The 20,959-nt window shown below is 55.0% G+C and carries 20 protein-coding genes; 8 read left to right on the top strand and 12 right to left on the bottom strand.

From position 1 onward, the window contains the following. The 4 genes from PAT9B_RS11865 to lolB all read right to left on the bottom strand — a co-directional run bounded on the left by PAT9B_RS11865 (position 1) and on the right by lolB (position 3,959). Positions 1-1,170 carry a GGDEF domain-containing protein gene (locus PAT9B_RS11865; RefSeq protein ID WP_013509508.1) on the bottom strand — a complete coding sequence of 390 codons (1,170 nt, stop codon included), beginning with the start codon at positions 1,168-1,170 and terminating at the stop codon, positions 1-3. A gap of 224 nt (positions 1,171-1,394) precedes the next feature. Next, entirely contained in the window at positions 1,395-2,342 is a 948-nt protein-coding gene (gene prs / locus PAT9B_RS11860) for a ribose-phosphate diphosphokinase (RefSeq protein ID WP_013509507.1), read from the bottom strand. Between the two features lie 139 nt (positions 2,343-2,481). Further along, a complete protein-coding gene (gene ispE / locus PAT9B_RS11855; RefSeq protein ID WP_013509506.1) occupies positions 2,482-3,339 on the bottom strand; it encodes a 4-(cytidine 5'-diphospho)-2-C-methyl-D-erythritol kinase in 858 nt (285 codons plus the stop codon). Then, entirely contained in the window at positions 3,336-3,959 is a 624-nt protein-coding gene (lolB, locus tag PAT9B_RS11850; RefSeq protein WP_013509505.1) for a lipoprotein insertase outer membrane protein LolB, read from the bottom strand. The genes ispE and lolB overlap by 4 nt, the downstream gene beginning before the upstream one ends. 217 nt (positions 3,960-4,176) lie before the next feature. Between lolB and hemA the strand changes: the two genes are divergently transcribed. The 6 genes from hemA to kdsA are packed head-to-tail and all read left to right on the top strand — an operon-like array spanning position 4,177 to position 9,479. Next, positions 4,177-5,433, top strand: coding sequence for a glutamyl-tRNA reductase (gene hemA, locus PAT9B_RS11845; RefSeq protein WP_041525806.1), 1,257 nt, complete (start codon positions 4,177-4,179; stop codon positions 5,431-5,433). A 35-nt stretch (positions 5,434-5,468) separates the two neighbouring features. After that, positions 5,469-6,551 carry a peptide chain release factor 1 gene (prfA, locus tag PAT9B_RS11840; protein ID WP_013509503.1) on the top strand — a complete coding sequence of 361 codons (1,083 nt, stop codon included), beginning with the start codon at positions 5,469-5,471 and terminating at the stop codon, positions 6,549-6,551. Continuing rightward, positions 6,551-7,381, top strand: coding sequence for a peptide chain release factor N(5)-glutamine methyltransferase (prmC, locus tag PAT9B_RS11835; RefSeq protein ID WP_013509502.1), 831 nt, complete (start codon positions 6,551-6,553; stop codon positions 7,379-7,381). The genes prfA and prmC overlap by 1 nt, the downstream gene beginning before the upstream one ends. Before the next feature lie 13 nt (positions 7,382-7,394). Next, positions 7,395-7,793 (top strand): SirB2 family protein, encoded by a 399-nt coding sequence (locus PAT9B_RS11830; RefSeq protein ID WP_013509501.1) that lies wholly within the window; start codon positions 7,395-7,397, stop codon positions 7,791-7,793. Then, on the top strand, positions 7,790-8,599 hold the full coding sequence (gene sirB1, locus PAT9B_RS11825) for an invasion regulator SirB1 (RefSeq protein WP_013509500.1): 810 nt from the start codon (positions 7,790-7,792) through the stop codon (positions 8,597-8,599). The genes PAT9B_RS11830 and sirB1 overlap by 4 nt, the downstream gene beginning before the upstream one ends. Positions 8,600-8,624: 25 nt before the next feature. Continuing rightward, positions 8,625-9,479 carry a 3-deoxy-8-phosphooctulonate synthase gene (gene kdsA / locus PAT9B_RS11820; protein ID WP_013509499.1) on the top strand — a complete coding sequence of 285 codons (855 nt, stop codon included), beginning with the start codon at positions 8,625-8,627 and terminating at the stop codon, positions 9,477-9,479. A 460-nt stretch (positions 9,480-9,939) separates the two neighbouring features. Here the strand turns inward: kdsA and chaA are convergent, their stop codons facing one another. Then, complete coding sequence (gene chaA, locus PAT9B_RS11815; protein WP_013509498.1) at positions 9,940-11,031, bottom strand: sodium-potassium/proton antiporter ChaA; 1,092 nt, start codon at positions 11,029-11,031, stop codon at positions 9,940-9,942. 368 nt (positions 11,032-11,399) lie between these two features. Between chaA and chaB the strand changes: the two genes are divergently transcribed. Continuing rightward, complete coding sequence (gene chaB / locus PAT9B_RS11810) at positions 11,400-11,630, top strand: putative cation transport regulator ChaB (RefSeq protein WP_013509497.1); 231 nt, start codon at positions 11,400-11,402, stop codon at positions 11,628-11,630. Positions 11,631-11,866: 236 nt separating this feature from the next. After that, complete coding sequence (locus PAT9B_RS11805) at positions 11,867-12,544, top strand: gamma-glutamylcyclotransferase (RefSeq protein ID WP_190274633.1); 678 nt, start codon at positions 11,867-11,869, stop codon at positions 12,542-12,544. On the opposite strand, the gene PAT9B_RS11800 is transcribed toward PAT9B_RS11805, so the two are convergent. From PAT9B_RS11800 to icmH, 7 genes are all read right to left on the bottom strand, one after another. Next, complete coding sequence (locus PAT9B_RS11800; RefSeq protein WP_013509494.1) at positions 12,541-13,956, bottom strand: serine/threonine-protein kinase; 1,416 nt, start codon at positions 13,954-13,956, stop codon at positions 12,541-12,543. The two genes, PAT9B_RS11805 and PAT9B_RS11800, sit on opposite strands and share 4 nt — an antisense overlap. Before the next feature lie 62 nt (positions 13,957-14,018). Continuing rightward, positions 14,019-14,969: a hypothetical protein gene (locus PAT9B_RS11795; RefSeq protein ID WP_013509493.1), complete on the bottom strand. Its 951-nt coding sequence runs from the start codon at positions 14,967-14,969 to the stop codon at positions 14,019-14,021. A gap of 12 nt (positions 14,970-14,981) precedes the next feature. Continuing rightward, positions 14,982-15,758 (bottom strand): PP2C family serine/threonine-protein phosphatase, encoded by a 777-nt coding sequence (locus PAT9B_RS11790; protein WP_013509492.1) that lies wholly within the window; start codon positions 15,756-15,758, stop codon positions 14,982-14,984. Then, positions 15,755-16,873 (bottom strand): type VI secretion system-associated FHA domain protein TagH, encoded by a 1,119-nt coding sequence (gene tagH / locus PAT9B_RS11785; RefSeq protein ID WP_013509491.1) that lies wholly within the window; start codon positions 16,871-16,873, stop codon positions 15,755-15,757. The genes PAT9B_RS11790 and tagH overlap by 4 nt, the downstream gene beginning before the upstream one ends. A 35-nt stretch (positions 16,874-16,908) precedes the next feature. Further along, positions 16,909-17,607 carry a type VI secretion system-associated protein TagF gene (tagF, locus tag PAT9B_RS11780; protein ID WP_013509490.1) on the bottom strand — a complete coding sequence of 233 codons (699 nt, stop codon included), beginning with the start codon at positions 17,605-17,607 and terminating at the stop codon, positions 16,909-16,911. Between the two features lie 13 nt (positions 17,608-17,620). Next, positions 17,621-19,735, bottom strand: a complete 2,115-nt coding sequence (gene tssM, locus PAT9B_RS11775) for a type VI secretion system membrane subunit TssM (RefSeq protein WP_013509489.1) — start codon at positions 19,733-19,735, stop codon at positions 17,621-17,623. After that, positions 19,735-20,949 (bottom strand): type IVB secretion system protein IcmH/DotU, encoded by a 1,215-nt coding sequence (gene icmH, locus PAT9B_RS11770; protein ID WP_013509488.1) that lies wholly within the window; start codon positions 20,947-20,949, stop codon positions 19,735-19,737. The genes tssM and icmH overlap by 1 nt, the downstream gene beginning before the upstream one ends. Positions 20,950-20,959: the final 10 nt, after the last annotated feature.

Below are 20,959 nucleotides of genomic sequence, written 5' to 3'. Positions count from 1 at the left end.
CTACACCAGCGTAGCCTGATTAAATGGCTGTAACTGCGTCAGATATTGTTCGGTGCGGTTACGGCCACTGGCTTTTGCGCGATACAGTGCTTCATCCGCCAGCGCCAGCAATGTCGGGAAGTGAAGATCTTCCTGGCTGGAGGTCGCGTAACCGATACTGACGGTATAGCTGATATTATCCGGCAGCGATAACTGTGTTGCGACACGAATGCGTTCACACACCATCTGAGCCTGCTCACTGTCGCCGGGTAGAATCGCGGCAAATTCCTCCCCGCCCAGACGGGCAAACTGACCTTCCTCAGGCAATAAGCTCTGAGCGATCTGGCAAAAATCAATTAAGACCCGATCACCCTGCTGGTGACCGTAACGGTCATTAATGCTTTTGAAGTGATCAAGGTCGAATAATACTGCCGTGAAGGGCAGTTGCTGACGCAAACGGCGCGCAATGATTTTTTCCGCTTGGGCAAATAATGCGCGGCGGTTCCACACGCTGGTCAGGGGATCATGCAGTGATGCCAGTTTATGCGCGATTTGCGTCCGCTCATTGACCATTGCCAGAATGGTAAACGTCAGACCAATCACAAATAAAATCGACTCCAGAATGACGTAAACGGAAAAACTGGAACCACCAATGGCCCCGTGTACTGGGGTAGCGACCGCATCATCGAGGAAAATCCGCGCGACATGGAACAGCAGATGTATCCACAACAACATCTGCGCAGGCCAAAACGTGACGGTGAGGGAGGCGCGTGCGCGCCATAGCAGTTGAATTAATGCTCCGGTGTAAATGATACACAGCAGGCAAACCACCAACACGCGTTTCGGCATGCTGAAATAAAAGGCCGGGAAAATACACAGAATGGCCCAGAGGAGCGCGCCTGCCAGCCAACTCAGGCCAAGCGGCTTGTTACAAAATACCTTAAAGGCATTTAACAGGTTGCCATAGGCCAGCATCATCACCACGTTGCCCAGTGCGATCGGCAGGAACTGGAATCCAGCGGCGCGCAGGCTGCTGAGAAACACCGCTGTCAGGGTTAAAATCAGCGTCAGCGTGGTGAAGCCCAGCACGCGATCGTACTGCGAGCCAATCCAGGCAAAGACCATAATGATGCTTAAAAACCCCAGCACATAGAGCTCGCAAACAAAAAGTGTGTAGATGTCGAGAGCCATAGTGGTCGGAGTTCTCAAAAAAAGTGTGGTGAAAAATACCACTAAACCCAGGGCGGCTAAAGTCCGGATATCAGTGTTAATTGAAAACAGTGAATGGCAACGAGAATAGCGAATTTTAACGAAAATTATCGCGAAAATAGCAGCGTCCGAAGCGGCTTAATCGGTAACCGTTGCTGCAATCAGGCAGGAAAAACAAACCGGGCCATGGGCCCGGTTTTGTTCGATTAATGTTCGAACATGGCAGAAATAGATTCTTCGTTGCTGATACGACGAATGGCTTCGGCCAGCATACCGGACAGTGTCAGGGTACGCACATTCGGCAGCGCTTTCATCTCGTCAGACAGCGGGATGGTGTCGCAGACAATCACCTGGTCGATGACAGACTTACGCAGGTTTTCTACCGCGTTGCCGGAGAAAATCGGGTGGGTCGCGTAAGCGAAAACACGTTTCGCGCCACGCTCTTTCAGCGCTTCAGCCGCTTTGCACAGCGTACCGCCGGTGTCGATCATATCGTCGACCAGTACACAGTCACGGCCAGCGACGTCACCGATGATGTGCATCACCTGAGAAACGTTCGCGCGCGGGCGGCGTTTATCGATGATGGCCATATCGGTGTCGTTCAGCAGTTTGGCAATCGCACGGGCACGTACCACACCACCGATATCCGGTGAAACCACGATCGGGTTCTCCAGACCAATCTGCAACATATCTTCCAGCAGAATCGGGCTACCGAAAACGTTGTCAACCGGGACATCAAAGAAGCCCTGGATCTGCTCGGCGTGCAGGTCAACCGTCAAAACACGGTCAACACCTACGCTGGAAAGGAAATCCGCGACTACTTTAGCGGTAATGGGCACACGCGCGGAGCGCACACGGCGGTCCTGACGAGCATAGCCAAAGTAGGGGATAACGGCAGTAATACGACCAGCAGAAGCCCGACGCAGCGCGTCGACCATCACAACCAGCTCCATCAGATTATCGTTGGTGGGGGCACAGGTGGACTGGATGATGAAAATATCACCACCGCGTACATTTTCGTTAATCTGTACACTCACTTCACCATCGCTGAAACGACCGACAGCGGCGTCTCCGAGGCTGGTGTAAAGGCGGTTGGCAATACGTTGTGCTAGTTCCGGGGTGGCGTTACCAGCAAATAGCTTCATATCAGGCACGAGAAGAACCTCAGGCTTTGCGTCCAGCGAATGAACGACGCTGCGATAACCGGCGAATACCGCAAGGCGTGTTCAGACAGGTGTGTTGATGCGTCGCGTGCTGTATCTGGAACAGGGGGTGACACAGTCACGCAAACGCTTAAATCCCGGAAAGAGTACGCTGCAACGGCGAGACATTCAGCCCGCGCGCCACAAATCCTCGTATCCATCCCGGGGCAAGCTCCAGCACCTGACGAGCTTCGGATTCGGTGTTAAATTCAGCAAACACACAGGCCCCGGTCCCAGTCAGGCGCGACGGCGCGTATTCTAGCAGCCAGGAAACCAGCTCATCAACCTCACGAAAACGTTTTCTTGCCACAGACTCACAATCATTGTGGAAAGGGCGCTGCAAAAGTTCATCAAGTGAACGTTTCGGTGAATCACGCGTCAGTTCGGGATCACCAAAAATCGTCGGTGTCGCGATACTGACCCCCGGATGCGCAACCAGATACCATTTTTCATCCGGCTCAGCGGGTTGTAATTGTTCACCCACGCCTTCCGCAAAAGCGGCATGACCGCGCACAAAGACCGGAACATCGGCACCCAGTCGCACACCCATGGTGGCCAGTTCATCCACGCTCAATCCGGTTTGCCACAGATGGTTTAAGGCCACTAACACGGTGGCGGCATCCGACGAACCCCCACCTAAACCTCCGCCCATCGGCAGACGTTTTTCCAGGGCAATCGTCGCGCCAGCCTGCGCTGGCAAGGTGCCGCGTTCCGCTGCTGCGCACATTAGCGCACGCGCGGCACGCACAATCAGGTTCTGTTCATTGGGAACATCGTCCAGCGGCGTCAAAAGACGAATGTCGCCACTGCTATCCGGGGTGATGTTCAGCGTATCGCCGTAGTCCAGAAACTGAAACAGGGTTTGCAGATTATGATAGCCGTCGGGACGACGGCCAGTGATGTACAAAAATAAGTTCAGCTTCGCGGGGGCTGGCCAGGTGGTGATCATTGTACGGTCCAGCTATCCATCCGCAGCTTAATGCGCTGTCCGCCTTCGGTCAGCTCCAGATTGGCCGGCAGCGGAGGCGTGACTTTGCTGTCGTAATCAGCGATGGTCACTTTCCATTGCTGACCATTGCGGCTGTAGTTCAGGCTTTGCAGTTGATACTGATCGTTTAACTGGTAATCGGTCGCATCACCCGGCAGGCCCATCATCCACTGACGCAGGTTAGCAAGAGGGATATCCATGCCGGTCAGCTGCGAAATCATCTTTTCTGCATCATTGCTGACGTAGCGTTTACCTTTGTTATCCACCACCTGCACCACAGAACCCTGGGCATCAAGTTGTAACTCGGTGCTACCCAGCGGGTTAGTCAGCAGCAGACGATAACGATCAGCGGCAGTTTGTTGCCAGTTAAAGCGGGCGTACACTTTCTGGCGATCAGAAATGTAAGCGAAAGCACCGCGTGTCTCATAATGGCTGACTTTTGCCACGGCCTGTTGATGTTGTTGCCACTGTGGCGCGGTGGTGCTTGGGCCAGGTCCCTGCGGTTTGTTGACGCTACAGGCGGCCAGCAGCACGCTGGCAAGGGGCAAAAGGCGCAACAGTTTGCGCGAAGGCATCGGCATCACGTGGTCATCTCCTCAGACACGTTTTTACTTCGTAACCGGTAACGCTAACCATCCGCATCTAAGCCGTCAATGCTGTTGTACGGATTATTGCGCACGATCAGTTTAATCTTATTACAGTCATAGGCTTTGTATGGCTTTTCTTGATCTGTGGCATCTTGTAGAATGCGCTTCACAAAACCCTGACAATAATTGGGATATCCCAACCCGAATCACCATGACGCTGCTCGCTCTCGGAATCAACCATAAAACCGCACCCGTTGCACTGCGCGAACGTGTCTCGTTCACGCCGGATACGCTGGATCAGGCACTTAGCAGCCTTTTATCCCAGCCGATGGTGCAAAGCGGAGTGGTGCTTTCCACCTGTAATCGCACTGAACTCTATCTGAGCGTAGAGCAGCAGGCCGATTTGCAGGAGAAGCTGGTGCGCTGGTTGTGTGACTATCACCAACTGCGCGAAGAAGACGTGCGCAAAAGTCTGTACTGGCATCAGGATAACGCGGCGGTCAGCCATCTGATGCGTGTTGCCAGCGGTCTGGACTCGTTGGTGTTGGGGGAGCCACAAATCCTCGGTCAGGTGAAGAAAGCCTTTGCCGACTCACAGCGCGGTCAGGCGTTGTCGAGTGAACTGGAGCGGATGTTCCAGAAAACCTTCTCGGTTGCCAAACGGGTGCGTACTGAAACGGAAATCGGTGCCAGCGCCGTCTCTGTGGCATTTGCTGCCTGTTCTTTAGCACGCCAAATCTTTGAATCGCTCAGTACGGTTAACGTGCTGCTGGTGGGCGCGGGTGAAACCATCGAATTGGTGGCTCGCCATTTGCGCGAACATCACGTGCAAAAACTGATGATCGCCAACCGCACACGCGAACGCGCGCAGCTGCTGGCTGATGAGGTCGGTGCTGAGGTGATTGGGCTGGCGGATATCGATTCGCGGCTGGCCGATGCTGATATTATTATTTCTTCCACCGCCAGCCCGTTACCGATTATCGGCAAAGGGATGGTGGAGCGAGCGTTAAAAGCGCGCCGCAACCAGCCGATGCTGCTGGTGGATATTGCTGTGCCGCGCGATGTTGAGCCGGAAGTCGGCAAACTCGCCAATGCGTATCTTTACAGCGTGGATGACCTCCAGGCGATTATTGAGCAGAACATGGCGCAGCGTAAAGCGGCGGCAGTGCAGGCTGAAAGCATCGTGGTACAGGAAAGCGGTGAGTTTATGGCCTGGCTCCGCGCGCAAAGTGCGGTCGACACCATTCGTGAGTATCGCTCGCAGGCTGACGACGTCCGTCTTGAATTGCAGGAGAAGGCGCTGGCCGCCTTGCGCCAGGGCGCGGATGCCGAAAAAGTGTTGCAGGAACTGGCACACAAACTGACCAACCGTTTAATTCACGCTCCAACCAAATCACTACAGCAGGCCGCGCGCGATGGCGACAGCGAACGCCTGCAGATCTTACGTGACAGCCTCGGTCTCGATTAGGCTGTCACGACCTTTTACGGGATACCCTCAATTACATGAAGACCTCTATTGTTGCCAAGCTGGAAGCACTCCAGGAACGCCACGAAGAAGTGGAAGCCCTGCTGGGTGATGCTGGCGTGATCGCCGATCAGGAGCGTTTCCGCGCCCTTTCACGTGAATATGCGCAGCTCTCTGATGTGACCCGTTGCTTCCGCGAATGGCAGCAGGTGCAGGAAGATGTTGAGACGGCGGAGATGCTGCTCGACGATCCTGAAATGCGCGAGATGGCGCAGGAAGAACTGAAAACCTCACGTGAAAAGCGTGAAGTGCTGGAGCAGCAGTTGCAGGTATTGCTGCTGCCGAAAGATCCTGATGATGAGCGTCCCTGCTTTGTCGAAGTGCGTGCGGGTACCGGCGGCGATGAAGCGGCGATTTTCGCGGGTGATTTGTTCCGCATGTACAGCCGCTATGCCGAGGCGCGTCGCTGGCAGGTGGAGATCATCAGCAGCAATGACGGTGAACATGGTGGCTATAAAGAAGTCATTGCCCGTGTAACCGGTGATGGCGCATACGGTCGGTTCAAATTTGAATCTGGCGGGCATCGTGTGCAGCGCGTACCGGAAACCGAATCGCAGGGACGTATCCACACCTCAGCGTGCACCGTGGCCGTAATGCCGGAGTTGCCGGAAGCCGAGCTGCCGGATATCAACCCCGGCGATCTGAAAATCGACACCTTCCGTTCTTCGGGAGCAGGTGGTCAGCACGTTAACACCACCGATTCCGCCATCCGTATTACCCACTTGCCGACCGGGATCGTAGTGGAATGCCAGGATGAGCGTTCACAGCATAAAAACAAAGCCAAAGCGCTGGCCGTGCTGGGCGCACGTATCCACGCGGCAGAGATGGCGAAACGTCATGAAGCGGAAGCCTCTACGCGGCGTAACCTGCTGGGCAGCGGCGACCGTTCGGATCGTATCCGTACCTATAACTTCCCGCAGGGGCGCGTGACCGACCACCGCATTAACCTGACGATTTACCGTCTGGATGAGACGATGGAAGGCAAGCTGGATAGCCTGATCGAACCTATCGTGCAGGAATACCAGGCCGATCAGCTGGCTGCGCTGGCTGGACAGGATTAATGGATATTCGCCATTGGCTGAAGCATGCCGTCGCCACCCTCAGTGGCGGCGACAGTCCCAAACGCGATGCCGAAATTTTGCTGGCGTTCGTTACCGGCAAATCGCGTAGCTGGCTGGTGGCATTTGACGATGCATTGCTGGATGACGTGCAGTTGCAACAACTGGCAACGTTGCTCGCCAGGCGCGCCCAGGGTGAGCCGATCGCCCATCTGGTCGGGGAGCGTGAATTCTGGTCGCTCCCCCTGCGCGTCAGCGACGCAACGTTGATCCCGCGCCCGGACACGGAAGTGTTGGTTGAGCAGGCGCTGGCCCATTTGCCCGCCACTGCCGCCACCATTCTTGACTTAGGGACGGGCACCGGGGCTATCGCGCTGGCGCTCGCCAGCGAACGGCCTGACTGCCAGGTCACCGGTTGCGATCGCGTTGAAGCCGCGGTGGCGCTGGCGCAGGACAATGCGCAGCGTTTGCACATCACCAATGTACAATTTTTCCTCAGCCACTGGTTCGCCGCACTCCCCAGCCAACGTTTTGATCTGATTGCCAGCAATCCCCCTTATATCGATGCCGCAGATCACCACTTGCAGCAGGGCGACGTGCGCTTCGAGCCGCTGAGTGCGCTGGTGGCAGAGGAAGCTGGGTTGGCTGACTTACGAGAGATCATTACCACGGCGCCGGCCTGGTTGCTCCCCGGCGGTTGGTTATTGCTGGAGCATGGCTGGCAGCAAGGCGAAGCGGTACGCACCTTGATGACCCAACAGGGTTACCAACAGGTCAATACAGTGGACGACTACGGCGGTAACCCGCGCGTCACACTTGGGCAATATTTCTGATGAAGGAAGCAAGATGGCTAGCTGGTATCCGCTGATTAAACATGTGCACTTGCTCACGGTGCTGATCACCATCAGCCTGTTCCTGGTGCGTTTTTACTGGAAATGCACCGGTTCTGCCCAGCTCGATCGCCGCTGGGTGCGCATTGCCCCGCACATCAACGATACGTTTTTGTTGTTGAGCGGTGTGATGTTGGTCGTCATTACCCACTTTTATCCGTTCTCACCACAAGGAAGCTGGCTGACTGAGAAGCTGTTAGGGGTTATTATCTACATCGCCTTAGGTTCCGTGGCCTTGAGTCGTCGCCCACGAAAGATGAGTACCCGCTGGATTGCCTGCCTGATTGCGATAGTCGCGTTACTGGTAGTGATTAAGCTGGCGATGACCAAAATGCCGTTATTGGGGATAGTATGACCTCGCCAGAGCAACTCGATTACAGTCAGACACCGTTATGTGAAGCGGTTATTGGCGCAACCTGCGCCATCCGCGAAGATTTTTCCGCTCAATCCGTAGAGCAACAGCTGGCCGCGTTGGTGGAAGAAGCACGCGCGTATGTCAGCAGTGCCACCGATGCCGATCTGCAACTGGAGAAGTTGCTGGAACTGTTTTATCGCCAGTGGGGTTTTGGCGGTGCCAGTGGCGTCTACAATCTATCCGATGCCTTATGGATCGATAAGGTATTGAAAAGCCGCCAGGGTACCGCCGTGTCGCTGGGGGTGATTCTGCTGCACATTGCTGAAGAGCTGGAGTTGCCGCTGATGCCGGTGATTTTCCCGACCCAGATGATTCTGCGCGCGGACTGGCTGGACGGTGAGATGTGGCTGATCAACCCGTTTAACGGCGAAACCCTGGATACCCACACGCTGGAAGTGTGGCTGAAAGGGAATATCAGCCCGACGGCCAAGCTCTATCAGGATGATCTCGATGAAGCGAAAACCGTCAGCGTGATGCGTAAAATGCTGGATACGCTGAAAGCGGCGCTGATGGAAGAGAAAAAGATGGAGCTGGCGTTGAATGTGAGCCAGGTGCTGTTGCAAATCGATCCGGATGACCCCTACGAAATTCGCGACCGTGGTTTGATCTACGCGCAACTGGAGTGCGAACATATCGCGCTCAACGATCTGACTTACTTCGTTGAACAGTGCCCGGAAGATCCGGTTAGCGAAATGATTAAAGTGCAGATCCACGCAATTGAACAAAAACAGGTCACGCTGCACTAAGCGTACCTCTGAAAAAGGAAAGGGCATGACACAGAAAGTAGTCAGTATTGGTGATATCAAGGTCGCAAACGATCTGCCATTTGTTCTGTTTGGCGGCATGAACGTGCTGGAATCGCGCGACCTCGCCATGCGCATCTGCGAGCATTACGTAACCGTGACCGACAAACTCGGTATCCCTTACGTGTTCAAAGCCTCTTTTGATAAAGCCAACCGTTCTTCCATCCACTCATACCGTGGTCCGGGTCTGGAAGAGGGGATGAAGATTTTTCAGGAGCTGAAACAAGCGTTTGGCGTGAAAATCATTACTGACGTCCACGAACCGGCGCAGGCACAGCCTGTGGCTGATGTGGTTGACGTGATTCAGTTGCCAGCATTCCTCGCCCGCCAGACTGACCTGGTGGAAGCGATGGCGAAAACCGGCGCGGTGATTAACGTGAAAAAACCGCAATTCGTTAGCCCGGGCCAGATGGGTAACATCGTCGATAAATTCGCGGAAGGCGGTAACGACAAAGTGATCCTGTGTGACCGTGGCAGCAACTTCGGTTATGACAACCTGGTGGTTGATATGCTGGGCTTTAACGTGATGAAGAACGTCACCAATAACAGCCCGGTGATTTTCGACGTGACGCATGCCCTGCAAACCCGTGACCCGTTTGGTGCGGCTTCGGGTGGTCGTCGTGCGCAGGTGGGTGAACTGGCGCGTGCCGGTATGGCGGTCGGCATTGCCGGTCTGTTCATCGAAGCACATCCAGAGCCAAACAGCGCGAAATGCGATGGCCCGTCAGCACTGCCGCTCGACAAACTTGAGCCGTTCCTGGTGCAGATGAAAGCAATTGATGATCTGGTGAAAAGCTTCCCGGAACTGGATACCAGCAACTAATTAGCGTGTGGGTAAAAAAGTCGTCGTAAGACTAATGCTGGTCAGATAAGGCCATATTCGGGTAAGGCTGCCATTTTTTAAGGAATGGCAGCCTTTTTTCATGCGTACTCTGCTGTGGGCCATCGCCCCTCTGCTGCTGCCGGGCAGTCCTCGCGCCGCCGACGCGGTGCCTTCGGCTTCAACGTCGCGCCGACGGACCGTTCGGGGAAGTCCATCCCTGTCCACCCCGAACTGACTCACGCATCCCTGCGTGAGTCTCCTGGCACAACGTTAAAGCCTCAGCGCTGCGGATAGCCCTTTGCAGCAGCAGAGGGGCGATGGCCTTCACGATTGTGCCCTTTCTGACAACACACACCGACCCTTCGGAGCGGCACCAGACTGCGTTATCACCTATTGCTTAACTGACCAGCATTAGTCGTAAGACGCCTTTTTCATTGGTGCTGCGGCACATCCCGACTTGCTACAACATAATTGTCATCAAATAGCCGACAAACAATGCCAGGTGCGCTGCGCCATTCAGCACGTTAGTGCGTCCGGTTGAAAACGAGATATGGCACAGGATCAGCACCGCACTCATTACCACCATATGTGGCGGCTCCAGACCAAACACCAGCTGCTGACCGGTCAGGGTGGCAATAATGGTTACCGCTGGCACGGTAAGGGAAATGGTCGCCAGCACTGAGCCGAAAAACAGGTTCATCGCGCGTTGCACCTGATTCATCAGCACCGCTTTAATCGCTCCTAATCCTTCTGGTGACAGGATCAACAGTGCCACGAGGAAGCCGGTGAACTGCTGAGGTGCGTTCAATTCGGTTAACAGATGCTCCAGCGTATTCGCGTTCATCTTGGTCACGCTAATCACCGCAATCAGATGCACGATCAACCAGGCGGTATGCCATAGCGAGCTGTGCGCCGAAGGTTTGCCGTGGTGCGGATCGCCATCATCACTTTCGTCCTCATGTTCATAGACAAACAAGTTTTGATGCGTTTTGGTTTGAATCAGCAAAAATACGCCGTACATGGCGGCAGAAATTGCCGCAATCAGCAGCGCCTGCGCAGTAGAAAAATTGCCGCCCGGTAGGGCATTCGGGAACACCAGCACCAGAATCGCCAGCGGGAAAATGGCGATCAGGTACTGTTTCACCCCCACCAGATTGACATACTGCGTCGCGAACTTGCGTCCGCCCAGCAGCAGGGCAAAGCCCACCAGCCCGGCGGTGACGATCATGATGATAGAGTAGAGCGTGTCGCGCATCAGCGCGGGTGCAGCATCGCCGGTTGCCATTAGCGCGGAGATCAGGCTGACTTCAAGAATCACCACGGACAGGCTGAGTATCAGCGAGCCATAGGGTTCACCCAGTCGGTGCGCCAGCACGTCAGCGTGGCGCACCACACTAAATGCACTACTCAGAATAGCGACCAGTGCGAGCAAATTAATGCCAATCACCGGCAACAGGCTGGTTTGCGCACCATAAAAACTCAGTACCCCCAGCGCGATGATAGGGAAAATCAGGGAATACTCAGTGTGTCGGGTCTTTTCATGTGCAGCCATTCACCATCCTCTCCGGAAAAAAGAATAAAATCAGGCAGTCAGTGCCTGATAAATATACTTACTTTTGCAGCGTTGCGCAGTGTAACTTTTCATCACCTTGGATGTCGGTTTTTTACGATTTTTTACTATTCATCAAAAACACCTTTTTGTCGATAAAAAGTCAAGTTATCGCCGCTGAATTTTTAATTTTCATTGTGTTAATGATTGCATGATAAGAATTTATTCAGGATAAAAGTGTTAGTTTGCCGCGCTTTGGCTGTTTCTAATAAGCGGTATTTCCCGTTTTTATACCAAACTGGATAAAACCAGCAGTTTGCATTTTTTCTTCTCTGTTCCAGACTTAATACGTGGTTAGAAAAGGAGGATTTATGCCTTATTCATCAACACGTGAATTGCCGGACAGTGTACGCCACGTGCTACCGGCGCATGCGCAAACCATCTACCAGAAAGCGTTTAACAGTGCCTGGGACGAGTACCGTGAAGAGGATGATCGTCACGGTGATGATTCGCGCGAAAAGGTTGCTCATAAAGTTGCCTGGGCTGCGGTCAAAAAAAACTATCAGAAAGGCGATGATAACAAGTGGCATCCTAAGCACTGATTTTGCGGGCCACTGCGGCCCGCTTCACACTTCTCCGCTCTTCCCGTCAAGTTTCATGCCAGGCAGCCGATGCTATTTACAGGCAATTTACCCTTTGTGATCGGCATCAACCTTGAAAAAATTGTGACAAATGCATTAATGTCTTCTGACAAGGCGCTGCATTGGGTGCCGTCGTCATGAAATCAGTATCAGGGGAGCCAAACCGACAGGATGTCAGGGCAGTTGAGGAGGTTGCGTTGCTAACACGGGAATTCTTATTAAAAGCGGATTGTAAAACGTCATTCGGTGATATCGAAGATACGCTGCTGTGGAGCTGCGAACAGCGTGCCGCCTCGCTCGCCGCGACACTCGCCTGTCGACCTGACCAAAGTCCGGTATGGATCTTCGGTTACGGCTCATTGATGTGGAACCCGGTGTTTGAGGCCGAAGAAGTTTCCTCCGGTCAACTTGATGGCTGGCATCGGGCTTTTTGCCTGCGGCTGATTGCCGGACGCGGCACCGCGACGCATCCTGGCCGGATGCTGGCGTTAAAAGAAGGCGGTAGTACCAGCGGTCTGGCGTTTCGCTTGCCGGAAGCGCGCCTGCATGAAGAGCTGGAATTGCTGTGGAAGCGTGAGATGATCACCGGTTGTTATCTGCCCACCTGGTGTGAGCTGAAACTGGATGATGGCCGCAACGTCTCGGCGCTGGTGTTTATTATGGACCCGCGTCATCCGCTGTTCGAAGCGGATTCCTGTCCGGGCACCATTGCTCCCCTGATTGCCCAGGCCAGCGGTCCGCTGGGGACCAACGCGCAATATCTGTTCTCACTGGAGCAGGAGCTGGCAAAACGCGGTATGCAGGAGGAGGGGTTAACGGTTCTGGCGACCCAAGTCCGGGCGCTGCAACAATGCACAGCGCGCGTATCCTCTTAATTGGCGAAATTAATCAGCCAGGTACCAGGTTTATCAATCGTCAGTGACTGACTGTGAATCTGGTTACCATTGTGTACTTCAATCAGATATTGACCTGCCGCCAGATGCAATGAGGCAAAACCGTTGCTGGCCGGTTTCACCTCCTGCGGCTTACCGTTCAGCACAATATTTTCCCCGCTTTGCAAGCGCAGATAAAGGGTAGCCAGCATTGGGGCCGCACTCGCCGGTTTGCTGACGTTGGCCGCGGCTGCTGGCGCGCTGGATGCCGTTAATCCGGCGTCCGCACTGCGATGATTAACCTTCCATACCGCCACGATCACCGCCAGAATCGCCACTGCGGCGACAGCCAGCAGGCCGGGCGATAAACGACGGACATGACGTGGCGTGACCGGTTCGATGGCAGCGGCCGCGTGGTTGACCGCCATTACCTGCGGCTCGGGCACGTAGATCGGGGCTTCAGGTTCCAACGGCGGTTCGCTCACCATGGTGAAACCGGAGACCAGTTCTTCTACATCGCTCACCGGTAGATCGATCAGGCTGGCAAATGCATCAATGGTCTGCGGGCGATCGCTCGGTTTCATCGCCAGCGCACAGTCAATCGCATGCAGTAACGGCAACGAATATCCTGCAGGTTTACGTTCTACCAGCGGTTGATAATTGTCTTCAATACAGCGCACCACAGAAACCGGTGGGGCATAACCGGTGATCAGATTGTGCAACACCGCGCCCAGTGCGTAGATATCGGTCCACGGACCTTGCTCACCTTCGCCTTCTTCGCTGTATTGCTCAATCGGCGCGAAGCCGGGTTTCAGCATGATTTCAGTTTCATCAGAGAGATTGCCAATCTCCTTGCGCGCCGAACCAAAATCGAGCAGCACCGGCAGCTGATTTTCCTGAATCTGGATGTTGTCCAGCGAGATATCACGATGCAGATATCCCGACTGATGAATCGTATTAATGGCACCAAACAGCGGTGGCAGCAGACGGCGTATCCACGCCTCATCAATGCTTTCCGGACTGGTGAGCTGCCACTCTTTCAGCGTCATGCCGCTGTAATACAGCGTGCCCATGTAGGCGGTGCCATTTTCTTCCCAAAAACGCAGAACGTGCAGCAAACCGGGATGATTAAAACGCGCCAGCAGGCGGGCTTCCTGAATAAAGCTGTTGCGACCGGCGTTAAACAGTTTCTGGAAACGTTCGCCGCGTAGCTCCAGTGACAGGTCGGCAGCACGCACCGCCAGCGATACGGGCATGTATTCTTTAATGGCGATGGTCCGTTCCAGCTGATGATCCCAGGCACGGTAAACAATGCCAAAACCACCACCGCCAATTACATCCTTGATTTCGAACTCATTGAACCGGTAGCCCGCAGGCAGGGCGTTGGGTATCTTTAGATTATCGTTTGCCGACATAGTGAACTCTCTGAACACGTCCTGTAGCCCGCCCGGAAACTACTACGGGCAACGGCCACTCGTTAATTAATGTTACGCCAGGCACCGATAGCCGGATCCGCGAGATCCGCGTGCAGGGTGTCAATCAGTAACACAGTCACTTTTTGCTGTGGCATAAACTGCGGCAACCAGACGCCACGTAACGCTTCAACCCGCTTTTTAACCGCATCGGTATCCTCGCCAGCGGTCTTGTCCATTTTGATCAGCAGCGTACCGGTAAAACGCCAGAGATGCTGTTGTGCATCAAAGGGCAGCACCAGCCAACTGTCGTCGGCATCCGGGCGTGTCACAATCATGCGTTGGTTATTGACGGCCACCACCTGCAACGGCGTCCCGCTCAGATTGAGATTGGCGATCGGATAACCCTGGTAAAAATTGACCGCCAGTTTGTGTGGCTGACCGTTGTTCAATTGCGTCAACTCGCTGTTGCCTTCCAGCCAGCCTTCAGACGAACAATGTTGTTGGGCCATGTCAGGGATAAATAGCGATGCCCCTTTATCATCCCACCAGGTTCGGAAATGGCAGCCACTCGGTAGGGCAAATTGTTGCAATGGACTGCTGTCGGCCGGACGTGATAAATCGAGTGGTGCTGCATTGCCGGTGCTGGCATTGGCGGTCGCGTCATTAAGTACAATCGGCCGCCAGTTTTGCAATTTGGTGGCGCTGCCGTTAGCCAGCACGCTGCCATCTTTATCGGTCATCTGCCAGGGGATCACATCCAGCGTGCCACACTGATTCGCCAGCAAGGTACCGACACGCGGCAAAAAACTGGTCAGAACGCTGGAGTCAGTGCCTTTGCCGGAGACAATACGCAACGGCAGCGTCTCTTTACACCAGTCGTTGGGGGCATTACTTGCCACGTCATCGATATACACTTCCAGCGAAAGACTCGGGGAGTAGACCACCCGATAATCTTCAGCCTGTGCATTCAGGGCCAGCAGCAGCGTCGCTAAGCCCGGCAACCACAATTTCATATAAATCCTTGGTCAATAACGTGACGGCAGAAAACGTGCCGCATCAGCCTGGGAATAAAGCAGCGTGGCTTCCTGTGGTTCGCCAATCCAGATCGCCAGAGCGCTCAGATTGTCGCTTTTTACGCTGCGGTTAACGGCTTGCTCCATCAATGCCAGCCACTCTTCGCAGGCATTCACCATGCGCAGGGCCTGTTCCATTTCGTCAGTGGTCAGATTGAGCCAGAATCCGTCGGTGCAGACCAGAAAGGCATCGCCATCCTCCAGCGCAATAACCTCACTAAAGGTGGCCGGACGCGCCGGTTCAACGCCGAGCGCATTATAGAGTAAATTACTGTTAATACCGGTATTTTCATAGCCAGCTTCGCGTAACTGTTGGGCCAGACTATGATCGCGTGTCACCTGATGGAGTGAGCCATGGCGAAAGTGATAAACCCGGCTGTCACCGGCGTGCGCCCACCATGCCTGTTGTTTTTCCCGGTCGATAAATAGCGCGGCGAGCGTAGTACTCATGCGGGAAAAATTCGGATTCTTTCCCTGTTCCTCCAGCAGCACGTGCTGACAAAGTTTGATCGCCTCTGCGGTCACCGCGGGCGTGAAGTCATCGTGTTGTTGTATCGCGTCAAGTAAGGTGTCACGCACCAGTTGTGCGGCGCGGTCACCCCCTGGCAGACCCGCGACGCCGTCGCACACCACAAAACAGGCTTTGTGGTCATCCAGTTGTGCGCCGGTACGGTCCTGATTTTCATCGCGCATACCTTGCTGGCAGCGGCTGGCAAACATCATCTTCATGTGTCTTCCGTCCGCGTTTGTGAATCTTTGTATTGGTTGACTTCCATATCGTAGGCGTGCAAAAAGGCTTCGCCGAACAGGGTGTGGAAATCATCCTCAATCTCGCCAGCGGTGCGTTGATAATGACGGGAAAAGTGGTCCCACAACGCGGCCTTACGGGTATTCGCAAACGGCATTTTGGGTAGGGCACCATCTTGCCGTGCCTGGTCTTCCAGACGCTGAGGATTGAACGATTGCAGCATCGCCGCGATGATGGCGCGAATACCGGCGATCATGCCTAATTGATGGGCCTGCAAATCCACCAATGCATCCCGCACCGCAGTTTCCGGCGGCATAAAACCAGGCATCTGGCTTTGGTACATCTGCATCAGCACCGTTTTACCAGAAGGCAGAATCTTGAAGGGATTATTGGCCTCGTTGAGGATCATCGTCATATCCGCTTTGACGCCGCGTTTCAGTATCGATCGCGAGGAAAGCAGCGCCACGGTGCCCTGCGAGAACAGGCTCAGCATCCGGCCCGTAATCCGCATCTGATCTTCATTCATGGGCGTTTGATGGCCGTTGTTCAGCCCCATTCCTTCCAGCAGCGCGAGAATCAATTTATCCTGGTCGGTACCAGGAAGCACGGTGGGTAGGGCTGGGGAATTCTCCTGTGGATCGATCGCCAGGCGCGCATCGTTGTGACGTTCGGGGCGAGACGCCACAGGCTCAGGCGTGACGTGTTGGATGCTCTCCAGCATGCCAAGTGGGTCACTTTCTGCCGGGGAAAAGAACGCCAGGGGATCATCTTTTTGGCTCGCCGCACGTGCCGGATCGCGCACCTCTAACCCGTATTCCCCAATCGTTAATGCATCGCCATGTTGCAATGGTGCTTGCGCGCCGCGCGGTAATGGCACGCCATTCAACACCACCGAAGTGACGCTACCCTGATTGGTTAGACGGCATTCGCCATCCGGCGACAAGTGTACCAGTGCCTGCAGGCGAGAAATGGCCCGCGATTCATCCGGCAGCACCAGATCATTATCCTGGCTGCGGCCGATGGTGCCGCCCGGCGGCTTAAAGGCCACCGTTTTTGCCGGCACATCGGTATTGCACTGCACAATGGTAAATTCCATGAGTTTTCCCGTTTACAAAGGGCAAACGTCGCGGTCTATTCGAACATCGGCGGATAGAGACCGTTACGTCCCGGCTGCGCACCAGAGGCCGGGTTGAACAATAACGCAAAAAGTTGCGCGGTGAGCGGGCCACTGTGTTTATGCGTGGCGTGTGCAAAGCCGTCACTGCGGTTACTCCACCAGTAGCTAATGTGCTCGTGGGGGTCAAAATGGTCTGCGACCTCCCGCCAGCTCAACGAACTGGGCAGGTCGGCAAAGCCAATCACATCCATGATGTCTGTGCGACGTTTTTCTGGCACCAGCAGTGGGGCCAGCTGTTGTATTGCCTGTTCCAGCACATCTGCGCTCTGTGCATCCCGCACCGCGCGCAACAACGTCATGCCCAGTTCCTGAAACCAGTCACCGGACAGCGACAGCTGGGCCGGATGCCACTGGCTCAGGGGAAAGCTACGCAGCGCCAGCAGTGGCCAGGCGCGTCCGACGCGATCACAGGAGGGCAGCAGGCATCCCATTTGCACCTGTGGGCGCAGCGGTGAAATCGGCAAAACAAAATTCCACACCGGCGCGGCAAGGAAGTGTTGCGTCGTGGCATTCTCCTGCTGATGCCAGTACAGCAAACCCTGCTGAAACCAGTGGCTCCAGGAGGTGACACTGTTCTCACTAAGCCGCTGGCGCAGGAAGTCACCGGTTGTCGGCAACTTCCCGTACCAGCCCGGGGCGGTATGGGTCGCCATCGTTACCTCACCATTACTCACGGTGTCCGGTCAATCGCTGTGCAGCGTTTAACGGTGCGAGCGTCAGCGTATTGCCGTTCTGACCGGCATTTTTCAGATTTTCCGCAAGCTTACGCATCATCAACGCGTTGTCGCGGGCATAAGGCGAAGACTGAATCTGCTGATCCAGCAATTGACTGAGGTGCCAGTCCAACTGCTGTAAATCACGTGCGCTGACGTTATCAGGCAGGGTGCGTTGCAGATTTTGCATCAGCCAGCCGCGCAAAAACTCGCCGTCATAATTGCGCGGCTGATACAACATCTGATAAGCCCGGAGGGCATTGCGACTGTATTCGTTATCGGTGCCCGGGTCGTCACGCAGCAGATTGGTGATTTGCTGCGCCACGCGTGGCAACAATAAAGACTTAAGGGCATTTTGATAAAGCACCCAAGCCGCATCGCTCACCTGATTACCGCGATACAAGCCTGCACGCATGGTAAGCGGAGGATTATCGAGAGAAAAACGATCAGAAAGCGGCAACTTGACCAGGTTATTTAAGAAGGGTAGCAGATCAAAAATATTATCCGCAGGCTGATGGATGACCTGCTGGCTCTGTTGAGTGATCGGTGCGACTCGCGCGCTGACCTGGTCAAGGTAGCGTTGATTCTGGAAATAGCTGACCAACCACAGGCAGGAAATCAATAACAACGCCCCGGTGAGTGCGCCATAGCCAATCCAATGGAATAAGCGGTTACGGTGCTCCCAGTGGCGATTGCTGCCCGCCAGTCCGCTTTCCAGAAACACCAGTTCGCTCAGTAGATCGCGGATAAAAAAGCTTTGGCCCCGGGTGCCGGGGATAGGGCTACTGCGATTGACACTGTCCCAGGCGGCGATGCTGTGTTGACCCGCCTGCGGCAACTGAAGTTTGCGGTTTAACTCACCCATGATGCGGTCAAAAGGCAAGCCTTCCTGAGTACCGCTGGTGAAAAACAGCCCACGCGCTGACCAGGCAACCGCGTCCTGATGCCCCGAAAATACCACATCAAGGTACTCGTTCAGTAACGGACGCAGCGAGCTGAATTCCTGTGGAAAGAGGAAGCTATCAGCGCGCTGGGTCAGGTCACGATCCCGCGCCATAACGTCGGCTAACTGCTGATGCAAGCGCTGCTCAAGCCGGTGATACTGCTGACTGAAGCTACGATGCCAGTCATCCTTATGCGGTTTCCCCGGTTCCCACGGAAAGGTGAAGCCCCAGATCGCGTCGCGCTGCTGTTTACTCAGGCTGCCATAAAAACTCATAAAACCTTTCAGCAGATCGGTTTTGGTTACCATCACGTACACCGGAAAGTGAATACCGGTTTGCTGGTGCAGTTCCACCATGCGCTGGCGTAATGCGGTGGCCTGTGCGTGGCGAGCTTCAGCCGAATCGGTGAGCAGATCAGCGACACTGATGGTCATGATCACGCCATTGATGGGTTGTCGGGTGCGGTAGCGTTTCAGTAACTGGATGAAGTTATGCCATTCGCTGGCATCGCGCGCCCGTTGGCTCTCCTGTAAGGCATAACGACCGGCGGTATCGATCAACACTGCGCTGTCCGTAAACCACCAGTCACAATGGCGTGTGCCGCCCACGCCGCGCACTGCGGTGTTACCCAGGCTGTCGGTTAACGGAAACTCCAGTCCGGCATTCAATAAAGCGGTGGTTTTACCGGCACCAGGCGCACCAATAATCACATACCACGGTAGCTGGTAGAGATAGTGGCTTTGAAAGCGGGCCAGCCAGCCTTGTCGCTGGCGTCGGCCAAACGGGGTACGTTTCAGGCGCTGTGCCGCTTCACTGAAGCGTTGCGTGAGCAGCGTCTCCGTCATCTGACGGTCGGACATCTCTTCGCTACTGACTTGCTGGAGGCGGGTCAACAATTTGCTATTGAACCACGCACGCCAGATGGCAGGGATAAACTGGAACAGGACCCAACAGAAATAAAGGATACCGACCACCAACTGACGTGGTAACAGCGGTTCAAGCGGGCGGGTATCACCCCAACTCCACAGTGGGCCGAGGATCCAGAGTACGCAACTCAGTGCAGTGATGCCGATAAAGCTCCACAACAGACGGTGCGTCAAAACATGCTGAAGTGAGGCGCGCATCACTGGCCTCCCTGGTGATTGCTAAGGGTTTCCGGTGCGGCAAACAAGGTGATCTCCACCCGGCGATTACGGGCGCGGTTTTCATTGCTGTCATTAGGCAACAGCGGATTGCTATCGCCACGACCTTCGGCTTTTACGCTGTGCCCCTCGGCCAATTGCGGATTAAGCAATTGCGCGATCGCGCGGGCGCGGGCAAAGGAAAATTCATAGCTGGAGACAAAACGTCCATCGACCGGGCTATTATCGGTATACACCGACACCAGCACCGTCCCTTTTACCGTTTTCATCGCGCTGGCTACGTGCGCCAGCAGTGCACGCCCAACCTGATTGACCACGGTCCCATCGGCAGCAAACAGCTTATCGGCGGGGATGATCACTTTACTGCCGAAGGCACCATCGCTCACCTCCAGCTGTCCAGCTGCGATAACATCGTTCAGGCGCTGATGCAGATCGAGCAACGCCTGTGGTGACGTTGGACGACGGCCCGGCGTAATCTGCGGCAAGGGTGTTTGATAGATGGCCCGCAGCAGGGGTTCCGCCGCATTGCCAAGACGCCAGTTCAGGCCGCTGTAAATCAGGCAGGCGACCAGTGCCGCCAAAGTGACGCAGGCCCAGAGTGGTACCATGGGGCGTGACAGGCTGCTAACCAGCGGATGCACCTCAACCAGTTGCGGCGACTCAGCGCTATACCCCGGACGGGTTTCTGCAATCAGGTGGGCGAGGCGCTTACGAATAATTTCACATTGTGCCTGGCCATTTTCGCTGCCGCGATAGCGGCCTTCGTAGCCCAGCAGCAGGCAATAGTGGATCACTTCCAGCAACCAAAAATGTTGTTGGGGGTTTTGCGAGATGCGTGACAGCAGCTGGAATACCTTTTCGCCGCCCCAGCTTTCGTTGTGGAAAGTCACTAACATGCCGTTACCTGACCAGACGCCGCGCGTGCCCCATGGGGTTTGTGCCGCCGCTTCATCCAGCAGGCTGCACAGGCAATAGCGTGCGCCAATGATCATCTCAAACGGCAAGCCAGCCATTTTACAGCGTTGTTCAAACTGACGGATTTCATCGATCAACAACTGACGTAAGCCAGCGGGGTCGTCATGTGTAGCGGCCTGCCGAATCTGTACGACGGCATTGAGGATCGGGGCTGCGGCAGTCAATAAAAGGTTATCATTGCCCGCGATGGTCACGTCTCGTGCCAGGGCTTCCTGAGTCATTAAATCTCGT

This window comes from Pantoea sp. At-9b, assembly GCF_000175935.2.
In the GTDB taxonomy this organism is placed as follows: domain Bacteria; phylum Pseudomonadota; class Gammaproteobacteria; order Enterobacterales; family Enterobacteriaceae; genus Pantoea.
This window is presented reverse-complemented; position numbering and strand designations above follow the sequence as displayed.